The organism is Wocania arenilitoris, assembly GCF_021728535.1.
GTDB classification, from domain to species: domain Bacteria; phylum Bacteroidota; class Bacteroidia; order Flavobacteriales; family Flavobacteriaceae; genus Wocania_A; species Wocania_A arenilitoris.
The window spans coordinates 21,515-38,634 of sequence record NZ_JAKKDU010000021.1 but is presented as its reverse complement, the minus strand read 5'-3'; the positions used below and the strand labels follow the sequence as shown (position 1 = coordinate 38,634).

Sequence of the window (17,120 nt, the reverse complement as noted above, 5' to 3'; positions counted from 1 at the left end):
AGTTTAAAAAAATGGCTACACAATAGCGTCAACAATATGAGTAATGACCTTATTAAATCCATAACGAGTAATTACCATTATACAAATGCTTTCAATACGACTTTATGAATTTAAATTGGTATAAAAAGTAAAAGCAAGGTCAAGTCTAACGAAATATTGTTGATATCCTTTAAAACCCGCACCGCCAATAACCTGAAAATTAAGTCCGACTTGGAATTTAGTGTTCTTCATAATTAATTAAAATTCATAGACTATTATTTCAAAACACCTATATACCCTTTAAATTATTATTCTTTTAAAGCCCAAATATGTCAACAAATTTAAACTAATTCATCACTATAATCTTCCAAAACTTTCCTTCAGTCTTTAGTATATAAATTCCAGTAGTCAAACTTCCAACAAACGCTATCTTAGTTTGATAATTTGTCTTATTAAACTCAAAATCTATGGCTACACTCTTACCTTGCAAATTAAATAGTTCAAATTCCATTCCTTCATTTGTATTGTTAATAAATAGTTTATCCGATTCACTCACTGGGTTGGGAAATGCCATCATTTTAACTTCCTCTTCAGTTTTATTATTAAAATACTTCTTTGCAAAATCAAACGCTTCTACTCCTATTTTCTCTCCTATTATTCTTCCAGGTATATCATCCATAGGTGGGTGGATGCCCCCCCATATTCTTGAAAGACTACACTGATCAGATGCATCTCTATATGTAGCCCATTGTAATATTATATCTTGACTAGGTCCTTCTTCAAAAACTAAAAACTCATTTTTGTTAGCATGAAACTCTCCAAGTCCTCCCGGAAAAAAAGGAGAACCTGTTAACCTAGTAAGAATTTCGGCAGCAGCTCTCGAATAAGTTGAGTGTCCAGAAACATAGCCAGCAAACGGAGGAGTAACAAATGATGGACGTTGGTACGGCCACCAATTTTCAGCAAGAATCCAACCAACACCGGCTTCATCTGTTTCTGCATCTTGAATATAACTATGACCTCTCCAAGCATATAGTTTAATCTTGCCTACATTTTCACCATTATCTCCAGCCAAAGAGTCATCTTCACCAACTACCTCAACAAATCCATCCATTAAAGGCATACCATCAATATCAAAATTATCCATATTTGTTTCAGAGCTTTGACCTTTACCTGCCATGTATCTAATAGCAGAAATAGGACGTATATAGTCATACCACCCTTTAATACCCCATGCAGCAATAGCTGCATCATGCATAGCTCCTCCCAATATAAAATAGGACTTTACTTCCCATTCAATATCACTTAAAACAGAACCGTTCCCTTCGAATTTCTTTTGAATTAATGGGTGGTCATTAATATAATTTAACAAAACAAACCAATGTCCTGGAGGGGTTTCTGAGTCGGGGCCATCAGCCCAGAATTCAGCCAAAACCCTAGTATAGTCCCCTCTAGGCACTATTTGCTCGATATAAGCTTGGTTTGTAATTGGGTTTAAATTGTGGCCATTACCAATATCTCCTCCTTCAATCTGCTTATAAAAATCTTTATAAGCATAAAAATCATTAGGAAAAGAACTTGATGCTATGTTACCTATAGATTTCGGAGATATATCCCACATTACACCATCAATAGGAGACAAATGAGAACTCCAAATGGAAACCAAAGAGAACCCCCACTTGTACACATTAGATAAAGAAGCATCTTCTGCATCTATAAAAGGAGGTGCTCCAGGGTCATGGTATACTCTATAACTGTTTGAATTTCGAGAATAAACACTCAAATCGTTCTCCTTCAAAGAAAAAGGAAGCGTATTACCCCATTCTGGACTCAAAAATTCTGGAACAGAATTAGTAGGAGACACTATATTCCCACTTTGATCAATATACACATCTAATGAAAGTGGTTGCCATCTATTAGGGTTAGAAATGGTTTCGTTGCCACTAACAATTGGAGCTAAAGACTCATTTACAGGAAAATAATATTCGTTGGTATACCCATTTAATTCATTCGAACCATCTTGAAGTCCATATTCAATTATTTTAGCTCCAATAAAATTGCCTAAAGCAGCAGGTTCTCCATTTGAATAGTCAATAGAATCATAATTAATATCATAACCTAGTAGCTCCATTAACTCATCTAAGCGTTTTGAAATAGTTTCCCAGTTTGGAGATTTTCTAAACCTGTGCTCTAACAACCTATAAACAGCAAAACTTAAAGTTTTATTAACTGCATCAGAAACCTGATAATCTACAGAATGTGAAAAGCCATCAAAGTCACAAATAAAACCATGTAAATCCTTACCAATTAAATAAGCTTCATTATTCTTATTATAAATGGCCCACGAATCATACATTGCGACACTTGTATGAAACAGGTTTCGAGCATGAACTGTAGGTCTTGCATAATCTGTCCTTATAGCTTCCAGCAATAGTTCATTCCATAATCTTGCTATAGAATAATTAGCATCTTCTAAACGCAAATTTATAGATAAGGGTACTTCTAAAGAAACAGTGTTAGACATGCAATTATCATTCTTATTAACAACCGAAACAACACCTTTAGAGGCTATATCCCACTTAACACTAATTGTATTTGTCCCTTGTCCATCAAGAATTTCTCCATTCACAACCGTCCAAAAGTATGCTTCTCTGTCAGTTAAACTATGAGTATATTTCTCTGTTCTCAGTGGATTAGAACTAGAATTACCTAAAATATTTCCTGACTCCGCAAAAACGCATGAACCATCATCAACAGTCGCATCAGGATTAAAATTACACGAATTAGGATTCACGCATCCATATACAGGGGTAGCCTTACTGCCAGTACCTTCTTTTAAAGTTAGTGATTGGTTAACATCAACGTTATAATAATAGTCTTCAATACCACTTAACCATTTTACTTTAACATAATCTACTAAAGTATTACTCCCAACCCCAAATATTTCGTATGACGAGTTTTGAGATAAATACCCTTCTCCACACAACGTATAACGGTATTGTTTTGTACCGTTTGCAGAAATCTCTATTACCGATCCTATTCCATCTCGGTTACTTACAGTTCCTTCTAATTCTATCCTTAACCAATTATTGTTAGTAACAGATTCGTTCATCCAAAGATTAATAAACTCATCATCCGTATTAGACACAATAATATCGTATAAACCATCATTATTTACATCTCCAATTGCATTTGAATGACTGGGCTTATTGTCATTAAAAAACCCTACATTTATATCACTTTGAAATTTATTATCGCCTAAATTCTCAAAAAAAACAGAGGAATTATAAACTGAAGTCCCGTTTAACGAACTACTAACGTACAAGTCTAAATCTTTATCATTTTCAGCATCCAGGAAAACTGCTCCCCAACAAACACCAAAAACTTTGGTTCCAGTGGATGGAGCTATATCGGTAAAAGTGCCATTTCCATTATTTCTTAAAAAAACATTGCCATCATCAGGAGAATTAGTTACATATATATCAAACCAACCGTCGTTATCAAAGTCATCAATGGTTACGGACATTGCGTCTATCCTTATATCAGATTTAGATTCCTGACTTTTATCAGTAAACGTACCATCGCCGTTATTCTTGTATAAAATATTAGGATTAAAAATCCTATCATTAGATATATAAATATCTTGCCAACCATCGTTATTATAATCAAAAAAAGCAGCACAAAAAGACAAATGCCCTAAAGAACTTATACCAGCAGATTCACTTACATTAGTAAATGTGTTATCACCATTATTTTTATAAAGAAAATTTGGAATTGCTTTATTAGAATCAAAACTACAAATAAAAACATCTAAGTAACCATCATTGTTATAATCCCCCCAAGATGCTCCATAAGTGAATATATTTTGCTCGGGTAAACCTGAAAAATTCGTAATGTCAATAAAGTTTAAATTGCCATCATTTACAAATAATCTATTTCCATTCGTATCACTCGTAACATATAAATCTTTATCTCCGTCGTTATCTATATCTACCCAATTAACTTGTTTAGTTTGATAGTTTAATTCAGAAATATTAAGATGTTCTTCAATAAAACCATTACTACCCGTATTTTTAAAAAACCTTATGTTTTGTCCATCTTCAGTTGCAAAGGTTAAATCATCATAGCCATCATTGTTATAGTCATAAAAGGACACTCCATTACCTAGATAAGTTGTTCCACAAGATATACCCAAACCTGAGCTTTCTGCCCTATCTATAAAATTAATCTGGCCATTTACGACATTGATTACTAAAATTGCTAATAATAAAATAAAATATTTAGTGTTTTTTTTCAATAACATGTAGATTAACTTTTCTATAAATTTACAAAAAATAATAGACCCTCTTTTGGGTTAAAAATAGAAAATGTCCATTGAACTAATTATCGCTTTAGATAATTTAAATTTTATAATGGTAACTTTTATATCTTTACCCCATGCAAGATCAAACACAAATTTTTGGTATTCGTGCCATTATAGAAGCCATAAATGCAGGCGAAACAATAGACAAAGTATTTCTTCAAAAAGGGTTACAAGGTGAGCTGTTTAAAGAGTTGGAATCGCTTATTAACAGAAATAGTATTAATAAATCTTATGTTCCTGTTGAAAAACTCAATCGCTTAACTAAAAAGAACCACCAAGGAGCAGTTGCACAAATATCCCCTATCGCTTTTCATAACTTAGAGACATTGGTTTTGAACGTTATGGAGTCTGGGAAAACGCCTTTGTTCCTGCTATTAGATCAACTAAGTGATGTTCGTAATTTTGGAGCTATTATTAGAACGGCAGAATGTACAGGTGTTGATGGTATCATCATTCAAAAAAAAGGCGGCGCTCCAGTAAATGGAGACACCATAAAAACAAGTGCAGGAGCAGTTTTTAAAATACCCATTTGTAAGGTAGACCATATAAAAGACGCTGTGTTTTATATGCAAGCTTCAGGTATTAAAGTAATTGCTGCAACCGAAAAAACTAATGATACTTTATACGATGTGTCTTTTACAGAGCCTTGTGCCATTATTATGGGATCGGAAGGTAGAGGTATCAACCCATCAACTTTAAAAGTAGTTGATGCTAAAGCTAAACTTCCTTTATTAGGCGATATTGAATCTTTAAATGTGTCTGTCGCTTGTGGTGCTTTTTTATATGAAGTTGTAAGGCAACGTCGTTAATTGACGGTTTTTGATTTACGAATTACGATGTCCATCTTTTGATGCCATTTTTATTTTTCATCATCACTATTTTTATGAAATAGAACTTATTGTATTCTGAAAAATTTTAAATGTTTTGCGACCTTCTTTTATCTACCGTCTTGATTCTTTGTTCTTGATTCTTCCTTATAAGTATAATTTATAATAGGTAACTCCTCTTCTACTTCAGGTTCAAGGATTTCTATAAAATTACCATCCTTATCAAAATGTTTTAAAAAAGGATCCTCGTCTTCATTGTAATTTTCGTGTTCCCAAGCATATTTTTTAGGTTTTGCAATTTCTTTTCTAAAGAATAAAGCAAACAACAAGCCTGTAATTAAGCCTGATAAATGACCTTCCCACGAAACACCCTTTTCAACTGGCACAACGTACCAAATCATGCTTCCGTATAGAAAAACTACTAATAACGATAAGGCTATTAATCTATAATGCTTTGCAAAAACACCTTTAAAGAAAGTAAAACTAACTAGCACATAAATAAGTCCGCTAGCACCAATATGATACGATGGTCTGCCAATACACCAAGTTAAAAACCCTGAAATGAGAATACCAAAGAATAAGACTTTCCAAGCTATAGGACGATAGAAATAAAATAACGCTGTGGATAATACAAATAACGGAACGGTATTATGGTATATATGCTGAATATCTCCATGAATAAACGGACTTAAAACCACACCTCTTAATCCTTTTAATGTTTGAGGGTAAACGCCATATTTATTAAAGTTTACACCAAAACGTACCTCGAACCAAAACACCAACCATATAATTAGCACAAAAAATATGGGATATGCGATTACGCCTGTCGAGAATTTAAAATGTTCCTTATTATTCATTGAAATAAAGATAGCAAATAGTTAACCATGTTTTAATTAGGTGCTAAAATGGCAGATAGTGAGTGAGGGATTGGAGTGGAAAGCCCACAGCGCAGCGAGGACTTATAACGTAAAGCCCGACCCCGATTTTTTTCGGGGGCACGCCCAAAACAAAAAAATTATTGGTGTAGAGATTCCTTTTGCAAAGGAATTGTTTTAATTTTACAGTTATGAATGAGCCCTTAGCTGAACGTTTAAGACCTAAAATTTTAGAGGATTATGTGAGCCAAACACATTTGGTTGGCAAGCATGGTGCTTTAACGCAGCACATAAAACAGGGCTTAATACCGTCGATGATTTTTTGGGGACCACCAGGAACCGGAAAAACTACGCTTGCCAATATTATTGCAACCGAATCTGGCAGACCGTTTTACACACTTAGTGCTATAAACTCTGGTGTAAAAGATATTCGGGACGTGATTAACAAAGCGAAGCAAAGTGGCGGATTATTTACTACTAAAAATCCGATTTTGTTTATTGATGAAATACACCGCTTTAGTAAATCGCAGCAAGATTCCTTGTTACAAGCCGTTGAAAAAGGTTGGATTACCCTTATTGGTGCTACGACTGAAAACCCTAGTTTTGAAGTTATTTCGGCACTCTTATCGCGTTGTCAGGTTTATATTTTAAATGCTTTTGATAAAAAGGATTTAGAAACTCTTTTAAAACGCGCCATTGATAATGACGAATTAATTTCTAAAAAAAACATTAATTTAAAAGAAACCAACGCGCTTTTAAAACTCTCGGGCGGCGATGCTAGAAAACTGTTGAATATTTTTGAGCTTATTGTAAATTCATTTGAATCTGATAGCGTAACAATTACTGATGATGCTGTTTTACAAAAAATTCAGAATAATACTGTACGCTACGATAAAACAGGCGAACAGCACTACGATATTATTTCTGCATTTATAAAATCCATTCGCGGTAGTGACCCTAATGCTGCGGTGTATTGGTTGGCGCGTATGGTTGAAGGCGGCGAAGATGTTAAGTTTATTGCGCGCCGTATGCTTATATCGGCAAGCGAAGATATTGGTAATGCTAACCCCACGGCTTTAGTAATTGCTAACAATACTTTTCAAGCGGTAGCGACCATTGGCTACCCAGAATCTAGAATTATTTTAAGCCAGTGTGCTACCTATTTAGCTTGTTCGCCAAAAAGTAATGCCGCTTATAAAGCTATTGGCAATGCGCAACAATTGGTAAAAGAGACTGGTGATTTAAGTGTGCCTTTAGAGATTAGAAATGCTCCAACCAAACTCATGAAAGAACTCGGTTATGGCGATAATTATAAGTATGCACATAACTATGATAATAACTTTGCTAATCAAGAATTTTTACCCGAGGAGATAAAAAACTCGAAGCTTTACGACCCTGGAAATAACGTTCGAGAACATGCACATCGTGAGTTTTTAAAACAGCGCTGGAAAGATAAATATGGGTATTAGGTGTTGGTCATTGGTTGTTGGTATATACTAAAATTTAATATTTAAAGTTTGCTGCACTAAAGTATTACCTTTATAAAACTCTAAAACCCAATCTTCTCCTTTTTTGTAAATAATAGCACTTTTATTTTCAATTAAAAACACATGGTTTAAGTTGGTGTTTTTAATTCTGTATACCACTTTTGGGCTGCTATCGACCAACTGAAAGCCATCTGCTATTTCTTGAGCGTATAATACATTAGAAACACCTTCTATAACAATTTCTTTAATTGGTTTTTTTTCTTCTACAACAACTTTAGCTTCAGGTTTTACTTCTTTAGCTTGTGTTTTAACAACTTCAACAGCCTTTTCTTTTTCTTTTTTAAGCGTTTTAATTTCTTCTTTTAATTTCTGGATTTCTTGAGCTATTTCTTTTTTAGGTTCATCGGCTATTTTTGCAACAGTAGTTTCATTTTTACTATTCGGTACATAGCTATAATTAATGTTTTCAAACGATTTAAAAGCATTTCGCAAGGCTTCATTATAAGATTTATCGTATTCTTTTATTCTACTTTCTCCTACTTTGGATGTAAAAACTACTTGGTCGTTACAGTCTTTTAACGCAACTGTTAACTTTGTTTTAAACATTCCCGAATCTTTTATAACATTAGACTTTAACCCCAAACAACGATTTTGCTTAAAATCATCTGGATAATTTTCTCCTTCTAGCAAGGTGGTAAATCCATACTTTTCAAACAAAAACTTGGTTAACGAATTTAAACGGTACTGGTCTTCTTTCTTTAAAAAATCAAATTTTTTAGGAACAATTATATACTTATAATCGTTTAAATTGGTTTGAGAAAGTGCGTTAGTAATAATAAAACAAGTTATAAGGGTAGCGAGTAATCTAGTTTTCATTTTTATTAAATATATAGTTAAAACCTAATTGTAAAGATACACTTTGTGTGTTATAAATGTTTTTATATTGCAAAAAATTATCTGCCATAACATAAAAATTAAGCGGTCCCAAATATGCAGAAACACCTAAACCTACATTGTTAAACGAATAAGAATCTATAGTATAAGTGGCTTTAGCACTTAGTCCATTAAACAACCGTCTGTAATAATATGCTGTTAATGCTACTTGTGGTTGTTTGGGTCTGTTTATTGTATAAAGCTGCATACCAACAGCATTTTGGTAACCTGAATCTTCTTTTAAACACTTACAATCTTTATACTTTTTTTTACCAAAAGCATAATTGAGTGATGCGTTAAGTTTTATTGGTCGCCAAGTGGTATATTTTGTTGTAGTACTATCAGCCTCAAATAAATCTTTAAAAGCTTCGCCTACTTCATTCCAATAATCTTCAGCCGTTTGCCCGTTACTGGTTTCTGGAAAAAGCGGGTTTATGCCTTCAAAGTTATATACATCATCTATTTCGTAGTTTTTTATATCCTTATTGTGTCTCACAAATCCAACATCTAATAAGCTAGCATCTACAGTCCACTGCTTTGTTAAATTATATGTAAAACCAACATCGAAACCTAAGCCTAAGTTTCCTCCTAATAAAGTTCTTTTAATTACATCTTTTGCTGAAAATTCTGAATTATCTTCCGTTATACTATTTAATCCAGATGTTCTTAATTCAAAATCTAAATTAAAAATATGACTATAAAAATTATTTTCTCCATTTGTAGTTATAAACGAACCTCTGTTTTTAGTTGAATTAACGTTAACAATACTTGAATATATTTTTCCTCTAACACCATATGTAAAATTCCTATTTACTTTTTTATTATATCCGAGATGAAAAACAGAAAGTACTTCACCACTAAAATTAATGTGATTTAATTGAAATGGTTTATTAATATTATTGGCATTACCCTCTAAAGCTAAAATTGCAACATCTTTAGGAAAGTAAGCTATAAAATCTGTTTCTTGATATAAACCAAAACTTAAATATTTATTTTTATTATAGCTAGGTCCAATAGCAAAACCTCCAGAAAAAATTTCTAATTGCTGGTTTAAGGTAAAAAAATCGTTTGGTTTTAATTTATTTACCGCTTTTTGAAGCTTTATATTAAAATCTTGTTCGTCTTTTGCAAAAAGGTCGTAGATAGAAATTCCAGATGAGCCCCCACTTGCATGAATATGTGATAATAATGGCAAACCAAAATACCAATCGTTTTTAACTAAGCCTCCAGGGTTTTGCAAAAGAGACTGAGGGATCTCAGAAAATCCATAAAGTATTTGCTTGTTTTGTGAAAAAGACAAGCAGGTTATTAAACTAAATAACAAACTTGTTTTCCTCATTCAGATACTTCAATTTTTAAATAAAATATACCTTTAGATTTTAGTTGAATTCTACCCTGTGTGTTATCGTTTAATAGCGCCCCACTAGACAATGCTTGTACTGTGAGCACTACTTTATTAGAAGATTTCAAATCATCAAGCGATGCGTTTTCAAATACTTCGGTATGCATTACAGTAATATCATTATTTGTTGGAGAGGCTAATGTAGAAATCGAAAAGGAGTGTCTTAGCGCATCAAAACTATCTAAAAAATCGACCTGAACATTAAAAGCTCTGTTGATTGAGTTTTTAGTTTCGAACACGAATTCTGCTTTTACTAAATTCTCTACAACAAAATCTCGATTAAACAAATCAATAATTACTGAATCTCGAACAGTGCTTAACTCGACACCATTAACATTAAATTTAATAGCTGGTGCTTTAAAAAAAATTAAATCTGAAGCAACAATGGGTTCTAGTACTAAATCTTTTGCTTGATTAAAATCGACCTCTTTTGTACAGGAATTTGTAAAAACAAAAAAAATAACAGCAACTAATAGGTGCTTTAAAAATTTCTTTATCATAGTTTAAGTAAAACGGTTACAACCTAAAAGATATTATAGTTATAGGTACTTTTTTAAATGAATTAAATTATTTACTTGTTTAAGCTTACCTGCTAACACATTGCTATAACTACCAAAATAAATAGCGTCCATACCAACATTTAATGCTCCAAGTATATCTGCTTCATAGCTATCTCCAATCATTACAGATTGGTCTACTTTTACATTAGCAACTTTCAATGCATATTTAAAAATTTTAGGATTTGGTTTTTTAACGCCTACTGTTTCAGAATTTGTTACGGTTTTAAAATAATGATTAATATTTGCTTTTGTTAGTTTTTTATGTTGAACTTCACTAAAACCATTCGTTATAATATGAAGATTGTAGTTGGTATTTAAGTACTTTAAAATTTCGAAAGTGTTTTCAAATAAATGATTAAAGCTACTTAAATATGTAATGTAATCTTCTGAAAGTTGATTAATAAGTTCTTTTTCAATATTAAAATTTATTGCAGTAAAAGCATCATTTAATCGCCCAAATCGCAACGAAGCTTTATCTATTTTCTCTTCTCTGTAAAGTTTCCAATACTTTAAGTTTATGGGTTGGTAGCACGATAAAAATTCACTCAAATTCGCGTCAATATTATTAAGTTTAAAAATTTTATCGAATGTTAATGCAGAGTTTTTATCAAAATCCCAGAGTGTATGATCTAAATCAAAAAAAATATCTGTAACTCCTTTAATCTTCATTTACCGAATCTAATATCATATTAAACAACTCTTTAAAACCTCGCCACCGTTGCTCTTCACTAAATGTGTAGTTATGGAATATAGGCACAAACTCTCCGTTTACTTGTTTTACCTGATTTATAATGCGATTTAAATCTTTCTTTTTGTCTAATAGCGATTTGTTTTTTAATAATGCGTAATCCATAAGATGATAGGGATATACTTTTAAAGGTGTTTGTATTTCGTAATCTAAATCGTAAAACAAAAATGGTGTACAAGATCCTGCTCTAAAACCTATGTGGTTTACATAACCCATTGTGTAATCTTGTTCAATTTCAAGTTCAATAAGGTTTCTGTAAGATTCTGGTAAGTTAAGCTTAGAATACGATTGTCTTGAGGCTTTTAAATTGGTATTTATTATGCCTTCCATCTGTAGCTTCTCTTTCTTTAAAACAGCAACATTATCAATTGCGAAAAATGATATTTTTAATCCAACGTTGCAATAATCTGCTACTTGTTTTATAAGCGATATAAATTTCTTTTTATTAGCATTAACACCCTTATCGTAAGTAGAGTACGAACCAATTAAAAAGAAAAATATAAATTTAAACTTACTTTGCTTTTGTTTATTTATAATATACTTAAACGTGTCAAAAGGGTCATGCTTTAAACCAAAAAGTACCATAAATCTATCATACAAACTTTTAAACTTAAATCGTATTACATCTTTTAATGCGCCCCCAAAAGTTCTAATAATACCCTTTAGTTTATAGTTATATGGACTTGGCACATCAATTATAGGTTTTATACTATACTTCTTTTTAGGAAAACTAAAATCGGGAAAATTGTTTTGTAAGGTTTCTTTAAATTTTAAAGCCCAAATATCAACCACCGGTTGATGTAAAAAATCATACTTAAAAGCAATGCTTTCAGTTGCCATAAAGCGCCCGTATTCGTCTCTTACTTGTGGCAAATACTCTTCGTAACGTGATAATAAATAAAAGGATGCTGCAAAAATATCAAATGGAATGGCACTTTTATCACCATTAAAAAAAAAGCCTTTAGTATCGCCCCAATTATGCACATGAATATCAACATCTGAAAGGCCTTGTTCAAATAAAATATCATGGCTTTTAATAAAAAATTCATTACCCAATTGTTGTCTTGTATAAGACATTTTTAAACTATCGTGAGCAATAAACTCTTCTATTTTTGTAGTAAACGAAACTTTTACACCTAGTATTCTGGTACAAATATGTTTAAAAGCATATTTTAATCTAGGGGTTATTTTATGGGTATAAACTAATAGCATTTACAATAAAGTTTCATCAGCAAAACTAAAGTATGCTTTTTCTGTTATAATTAAGTGATCTAACACTTTTATATCTAAAATTTGTGCTGCTGTTTTTAATTTATTTGTTATTTGTTTATCTGCCTCACTAGGTTTTAAAGTACCAGATGGATGATTGTGTGCTAAAATTAAACCAGTAGCACCAACCTGCAATGCGTTTTTTAATACCAACCGTACATCAACTAAAGTTCCTGTAATACCACCTTTACTTAATTGACTTTTTTGAATGATCTTATTTGAATTATTTAAATAAATAATCCAAAACTCTTCGTGTTTTAACTCGCCAATTATGGGTTGCATCAGCTCAAAAACTGATGCACTTGAAGTAATTTTATTTTTTTTTAAAGCCTCTTCGCCTCTTCGCCTTCTACCTAACTCCAATGCCGCAGTAATGGTTATTGCTTTTGCCTCACCAATGCCCTTAAATGCCATTAATTCTTCAACAGACAGCTTTCCTAATTTGCTTAAATTATTATCTACAGCTGCTAGAATACGTTTACATAATGCTACGGCGCTTTCTTCTCTATTACCCGAGCCAATTAAAATAGCTACTAACTCGGCATCACTTAAAACCCTCTTACCTTTATAAAGTAATTTTTCTCGAGGTTGATCGTCTTGCGCCCAATTTTTTATTGAAAACGATGATGGTTTATCTTGCATTGGTTAAAGATAAATATTGTAAATTTCAGGTGCAATTAAAATACAAAATATGAAGTCTTTATTTGAAACTGAAAATCAACAAAGCATTTTAAATAGAATACAAAACTTAAATGAAATTTCTCAACCTAATTGGGGGAAAATGGATGTAGCGCAAATGCTAACACATTGCCAAAAACCATTGGAAGTTGCCAATGGCACTTTACAATTAAACACCAAAATTGGTTTTGCAAAAAAACTTTTATTTAAACTTTTTAAATCTACTATGTATAATAACAAGCCTTGGCAAAAAAATTTAAGTACCGTACGAGAATTTAGAATTACAGATGCTCAAGATTTTACAAGTCAAAAAGAAAAATTAATACATGTTATTAATGAGTTTTCGCAATTAAAAGAAAAGAAATGCTGGCCAACACATCCGCTTTTTGGAGATTTCACAACTAAGCAATGGGGTAAAATGCAATACAAACATTTAGACCATCATTTAACTCAATTTGGAGTTTAGCGTTTAGAAGCATCTTACAAAACATTATGGATATTCTACTATTAATCATTTAATTGAAGTAATTAAAAACTATCACTTAATTCTTGAAAAGCTAGTTGTTCTTTCTGTTTTACTTTGAATGCGTGCTGTCTGAAATCTAATAAATATACCTTACTATAGCTTTTACGGGAAGTTTTATTAAAAATCAAGAAATAACTAATCTTACTCGCCTTAAAAAAACTATTGAAGAAAACTCTAAAAATTATTAATCTGTAGAAAACTAGTTTAGTAATTACTTCTTTCTTTCAATGACATAATTCACCATAAGTTTTAGTGAATTTTTATATTCTGAATCTGGGTATATTTCTAACAATTGTAAGGCTTCGTTTTGAAACGCTTTCATTTTGTTAATAGCATAATCTAAACCCTTATTTTCTTTTACAAAAGCAATCACTTCTTTAACGCGTTTAGCGTTTTTATTATGATTTTTTATAGCGTTTATTAACCAACGTTTATCTTTCTTATCAGCTTTATTTAGCACATGAATTAATGGCAAAGTCATTTTTTGTTCCTTAATATCAATACCTGTTGGCTTGCCTATTTGCGTTTCGCCATAATCAAACAAATCGTCTTTTATTTGAAATGCCATACCTATAAGCTCTCCAAACTTTCGCATCGTTTCAACATCTTGCGAATCTGGTTTTACCGATGCTGCACCCAAACTGCAACACGCCGCAATAAGTGTTGCTGTTTTTTGACGAATTATCTCGTAATAAATAGCTTCTGTAATATCTAATTTTCTGGCTTTCTCAATTTGAAGTAGTTCGCCTTCACTCATTTCTCGAACAGCAATTGAAATAATTTTTAGCAAATCAAAATCGTTATTATCAATCGATAGCAACAACCCTTTAGATAGTAAATAGTCGCCTATTAAAACTGCAATTTTGTTTTTCCAAAGGGCGTTTATAGAGAAAAAACCTCGACGACGGTTACTATCGTCAACCACATCATCGTGCACCAAAGTAGCGGTATGAATCAACTCAATTACCGAAGCACCTCTATAGGTGCGTTCGCTAACCTCACCATTTGATATCATTTTAGAGACTAAAAACACAAACATTGGGCGCATTTGCTTCCCTTTTCGATTAACTATATAATGGGTAATGCGATTAAGCAGAGCGACTTTACTAGACATAGAAAGCTGGAACTTCTGCTCGAAAAGATCCATTTCGTAGGCAATAGGTTGCTTTATTTGTTCTACTATTTTCATTGAAGATTCAAAGATACTATTTCAAATGAAATATGAGAGAATTATTAATAAGATTCCCACCTTCCTAGGAATAACAGGGTTTAACTTTTATTGGCTAGTTGCCCGCAAGCGGCATCAATATCTTTACCTCTACTACGGCGAACGTTGACTACAATTCTGTTTTTTTCAAGTGTGTTTATATAATCTTCTAAGGCTTGGTTTGTTGCTTGTTGAAAATCGCCATCATCAATTGGATTATACTCTATAATATTAACTTTACATGGTACGTATTTGCAAAACTTTACAAAGGCATCAATATCTTTTTGAGTATCGTTTATACCTTTCCAAACAACATATTCGTAACTAATTTTACGTTTTGTTTTAGCATACCAATATTCTAAAGATTCTTTTAAATCTTTTAAAGGAAAGGTTTCATTAAAAGGCATAATGGTTGTTCTAACTTCATCAATAGCAGAATGTAACGACACTGCTAAATTGAATTTAACGGCATCATCAGCCATTTTTTTAATCATTTTTGGCACTCCTGAGGTTGAAAGTGTTATACGCTTTGGCGACATACCTAAACCTTCTGGCGATGTAATTTTATCAATAGCTTTAATTACGTTATTGTAATTCATAAGTGGTTCGCCCATGCCCATAAATACAATATTGCTTAACGGGCGATTGTAGTATAATTTACTTTCGTTATCTATAGCAACTACTTGATCGTAAATTTCGTCTGGATTTAAATTACGCATGCGTTTCAATCTAGCTGTGGCGCAAAATTTACAATCTAAACTGCAACCTACTTGACTAGACACACAAGCTGTTGTTCGGGTTGTTGTTGGTATTAAAACAGACTCTACAATTAATCCATCGTGTAAACGAACAGCATTCTTTACAGTGCCATCATTACTGCGTTGCATAGTATCAACCTTGATATGATTTATAACAAAGTTGTCTTCGAGCATTTGGCGTGTTTCTTTTGAAACATTGGTCATATCCTCAAAATTATGCGCCGATTTTTGCCATAACCACTCGTAAACTTGATTGCCTCTAAAGGCTTTATCGCCTTGTTTTACAAAGAAATCTCTTAACTGCTCTTTGGTTAATGCACGTATGTCTTTTTTCTTGATTTCCATGGAATTGCAAAAATAATAAAAGGGATTCAGCATAAGTAAAAAAGCCTCTTTCTTAAGAGGCTTTTTTAGTTTGTGAATTATATGATTAACATAGCATCGCCATAGCTATAAAACTTGTATTTTTCTTTTACAGCTTCATCATAAGCTTTTTTAATAAAGTCGTGTCCTGCAAATGCAGACGCCATCATTAATAATGTAGATTTTGGTGTATGAAAGTTTGTAATCATACAATTTGCAATACTAAAATCGTAAGGAGGAAAAATAAACTTATTGGTCCAACCTTCAAATTCATTTAGTTTCCCGTTTGATGATACTGCACTTTCTATAGCTCTCATTGCCGTTGTACCTACTGCACAAACACGCTTTTTATTATCTAAAGCAGTGTTTACAGTGTTTACTGCTTTTTCGTCTATTCTTAGTTCTTCGCTATCCATTTTATGCTTAGAAAGATCTTCTACCTCAACTGGATTAAATGTACCTAAACCTACATGCAGTGTTACTTCGGCAAAATTAATACCTTTAATTTCTAAGCGTTTTAACAAATGCTTTGAAAAGTGTAATCCTGCTGTTGGTGCTGCTACTGCGCCTTCATTTTTAGCAAAAATAGTTTGATAGCGATCTTCATCTTCTGGTTCAACATCACGTTTTATGTACTTTGGCAGCGGTGTTTCTCCAAGCTCGGTTAATTTTCTACGGAATTCGGTATAAGATCCGTCATATAAAAAACGTAAGGTACGTCCTCTAGATGTAGTATTATCAATAACCTCTGCTACTAAGGTTTCATCTTCTCCAAAATATAATTTATTACCAATTCTTATTTTTCTTGCAGGATCTACTAAAACATCCCAAAGGCGTTGCTCTTCGTTTAACTCTCTTAATAAAAATACTTCAATTCTAGCACCTGTTTTTTCTTTGTTGCCATATAATCTAGCTGGGAAAACTTTGGTGTTATTAAGAATCATTACATCGTCTTCATCAAAATATTCTATAAGATCCTTAAACATTTTGTGCTCTATGGTTTGCTCTTTTCTGTTTAAAACCATTAAACGCGATTCGTCTCTGTTCTCTGCTGGATATTCTGCTAATAATTCTTCTGGTAAATTAAAACCAAAGTGTGATAATTTCATATGTAATGTTTATTTATTTTAAGAAAGTTGCAAATA

General features: G+C 32.3%; 14 protein-coding genes. 3 read left to right on the top strand and 11 right to left on the bottom strand.

Features of this window, described 5'->3' with window-relative positions; all coding sequences use genetic code 11:
- Positions 1–325: 325 nt before the first annotated feature.
- Entirely contained in the window at positions 326–4,282 is a 3,957-nt protein-coding gene (locus L3X37_RS14510) for an FG-GAP-like repeat-containing protein (RefSeq protein ID WP_237240886.1), read from the bottom strand.
- Positions 4,283–4,416: 134 nt separating this feature from the next.
- Between L3X37_RS14510 and rlmB the strand changes: the two genes are divergently transcribed.
- Positions 4,417–5,151 carry a 23S rRNA (guanosine(2251)-2'-O)-methyltransferase RlmB gene (gene rlmB, locus L3X37_RS14505; RefSeq protein WP_237240885.1) on the top strand — a complete coding sequence of 245 codons (735 nt, stop codon included), beginning with the start codon at positions 4,417–4,419 and terminating at the stop codon, positions 5,149–5,151.
- Between the two features lie 128 nt (positions 5,152–5,279).
- On the opposite strand, the gene L3X37_RS14500 is transcribed toward rlmB, so the two are convergent.
- Entirely contained in the window at positions 5,280–6,026 is a 747-nt protein-coding gene (locus L3X37_RS14500; protein ID WP_237240884.1) for a rhomboid family intramembrane serine protease, read from the bottom strand.
- Between the two features lie 209 nt (positions 6,027–6,235).
- Here L3X37_RS14500 and L3X37_RS14495 point away from each other — a divergent pair, with 209 nt between their 5' ends.
- Positions 6,236–7,513 carry a replication-associated recombination protein A gene (locus L3X37_RS14495; protein WP_237240883.1) on the top strand — a complete coding sequence of 426 codons (1,278 nt, stop codon included), beginning with the start codon at positions 6,236–6,238 and terminating at the stop codon, positions 7,511–7,513.
- 27 nt (positions 7,514–7,540) lie between these two features.
- Here L3X37_RS14495 and L3X37_RS14490 read toward each other — a convergent pair whose 3' ends face one another.
- Genes L3X37_RS14490 through radC form a run of 6 tightly spaced genes read right to left on the bottom strand, consistent with a single transcriptional unit; the run spans position 7,541 to position 13,085 of the window.
- Positions 7,541–8,407, bottom strand: a complete 867-nt coding sequence (locus L3X37_RS14490; RefSeq protein WP_237240882.1) for a hypothetical protein — start codon at positions 8,405–8,407, stop codon at positions 7,541–7,543.
- A complete protein-coding gene (locus tag L3X37_RS14485; protein ID WP_237240881.1) occupies positions 8,397–9,803 on the bottom strand; it encodes a DUF5723 family protein in 1,407 nt (468 codons plus the stop codon). The genes L3X37_RS14490 and L3X37_RS14485 overlap by 11 nt, the downstream gene beginning before the upstream one ends.
- Positions 9,800–10,366 (bottom strand): hypothetical protein, encoded by a 567-nt coding sequence (locus L3X37_RS14480; protein ID WP_237240880.1) that lies wholly within the window; start codon positions 10,364–10,366, stop codon positions 9,800–9,802. The genes L3X37_RS14485 and L3X37_RS14480 overlap by 4 nt, the downstream gene beginning before the upstream one ends.
- Positions 10,367–10,405: 39 nt before the next feature.
- A complete protein-coding gene (locus L3X37_RS14475) occupies positions 10,406–11,095 on the bottom strand; it encodes a YjjG family noncanonical pyrimidine nucleotidase (RefSeq protein ID WP_237240879.1) in 690 nt (229 codons plus the stop codon).
- Positions 11,085–12,386 carry a polysaccharide deacetylase family protein gene (locus L3X37_RS14470; RefSeq protein WP_237240878.1) on the bottom strand — a complete coding sequence of 434 codons (1,302 nt, stop codon included), beginning with the start codon at positions 12,384–12,386 and terminating at the stop codon, positions 11,085–11,087. The genes L3X37_RS14475 and L3X37_RS14470 overlap by 11 nt, the downstream gene beginning before the upstream one ends.
- Positions 12,387–13,085 carry a RadC family protein gene (radC, locus tag L3X37_RS14465; RefSeq protein WP_237240877.1) on the bottom strand — a complete coding sequence of 233 codons (699 nt, stop codon included), beginning with the start codon at positions 13,083–13,085 and terminating at the stop codon, positions 12,387–12,389. It lies immediately after the preceding gene.
- A 49-nt stretch (positions 13,086–13,134) separates the two neighbouring features.
- On the opposite strand from radC, the gene L3X37_RS14460 reads away from it, so the two are divergent.
- Positions 13,135–13,587 carry a DUF1569 domain-containing protein gene (locus L3X37_RS14460; protein WP_237240876.1) on the top strand — a complete coding sequence of 151 codons (453 nt, stop codon included), beginning with the start codon at positions 13,135–13,137 and terminating at the stop codon, positions 13,585–13,587.
- 271 nt (positions 13,588–13,858) lie between these two features.
- On the opposite strand, the gene L3X37_RS14455 is transcribed toward L3X37_RS14460, so the two are convergent.
- The 3 genes from L3X37_RS14455 to queA all read right to left on the bottom strand — a co-directional run bounded on the left by L3X37_RS14455 (position 13,859) and on the right by queA (position 17,084).
- Complete coding sequence (locus L3X37_RS14455; protein ID WP_237240875.1) at positions 13,859–14,836, bottom strand: polyprenyl synthetase family protein; 978 nt, start codon at positions 14,834–14,836, stop codon at positions 13,859–13,861.
- 80 nt (positions 14,837–14,916) lie between these two features.
- Positions 14,917–15,957, bottom strand: coding sequence for a dual-specificity RNA methyltransferase RlmN (rlmN, locus tag L3X37_RS14450; RefSeq protein ID WP_237240874.1), 1,041 nt, complete (start codon positions 15,955–15,957; stop codon positions 14,917–14,919).
- Positions 15,958–16,034: 77 nt separating this feature from the next.
- Positions 16,035–17,084 carry a tRNA preQ1(34) S-adenosylmethionine ribosyltransferase-isomerase QueA gene (queA, locus tag L3X37_RS14445; protein WP_237240873.1) on the bottom strand — a complete coding sequence of 350 codons (1,050 nt, stop codon included), beginning with the start codon at positions 17,082–17,084 and terminating at the stop codon, positions 16,035–16,037.
- Positions 17,085–17,120 lie beyond the last annotated feature (36 nt).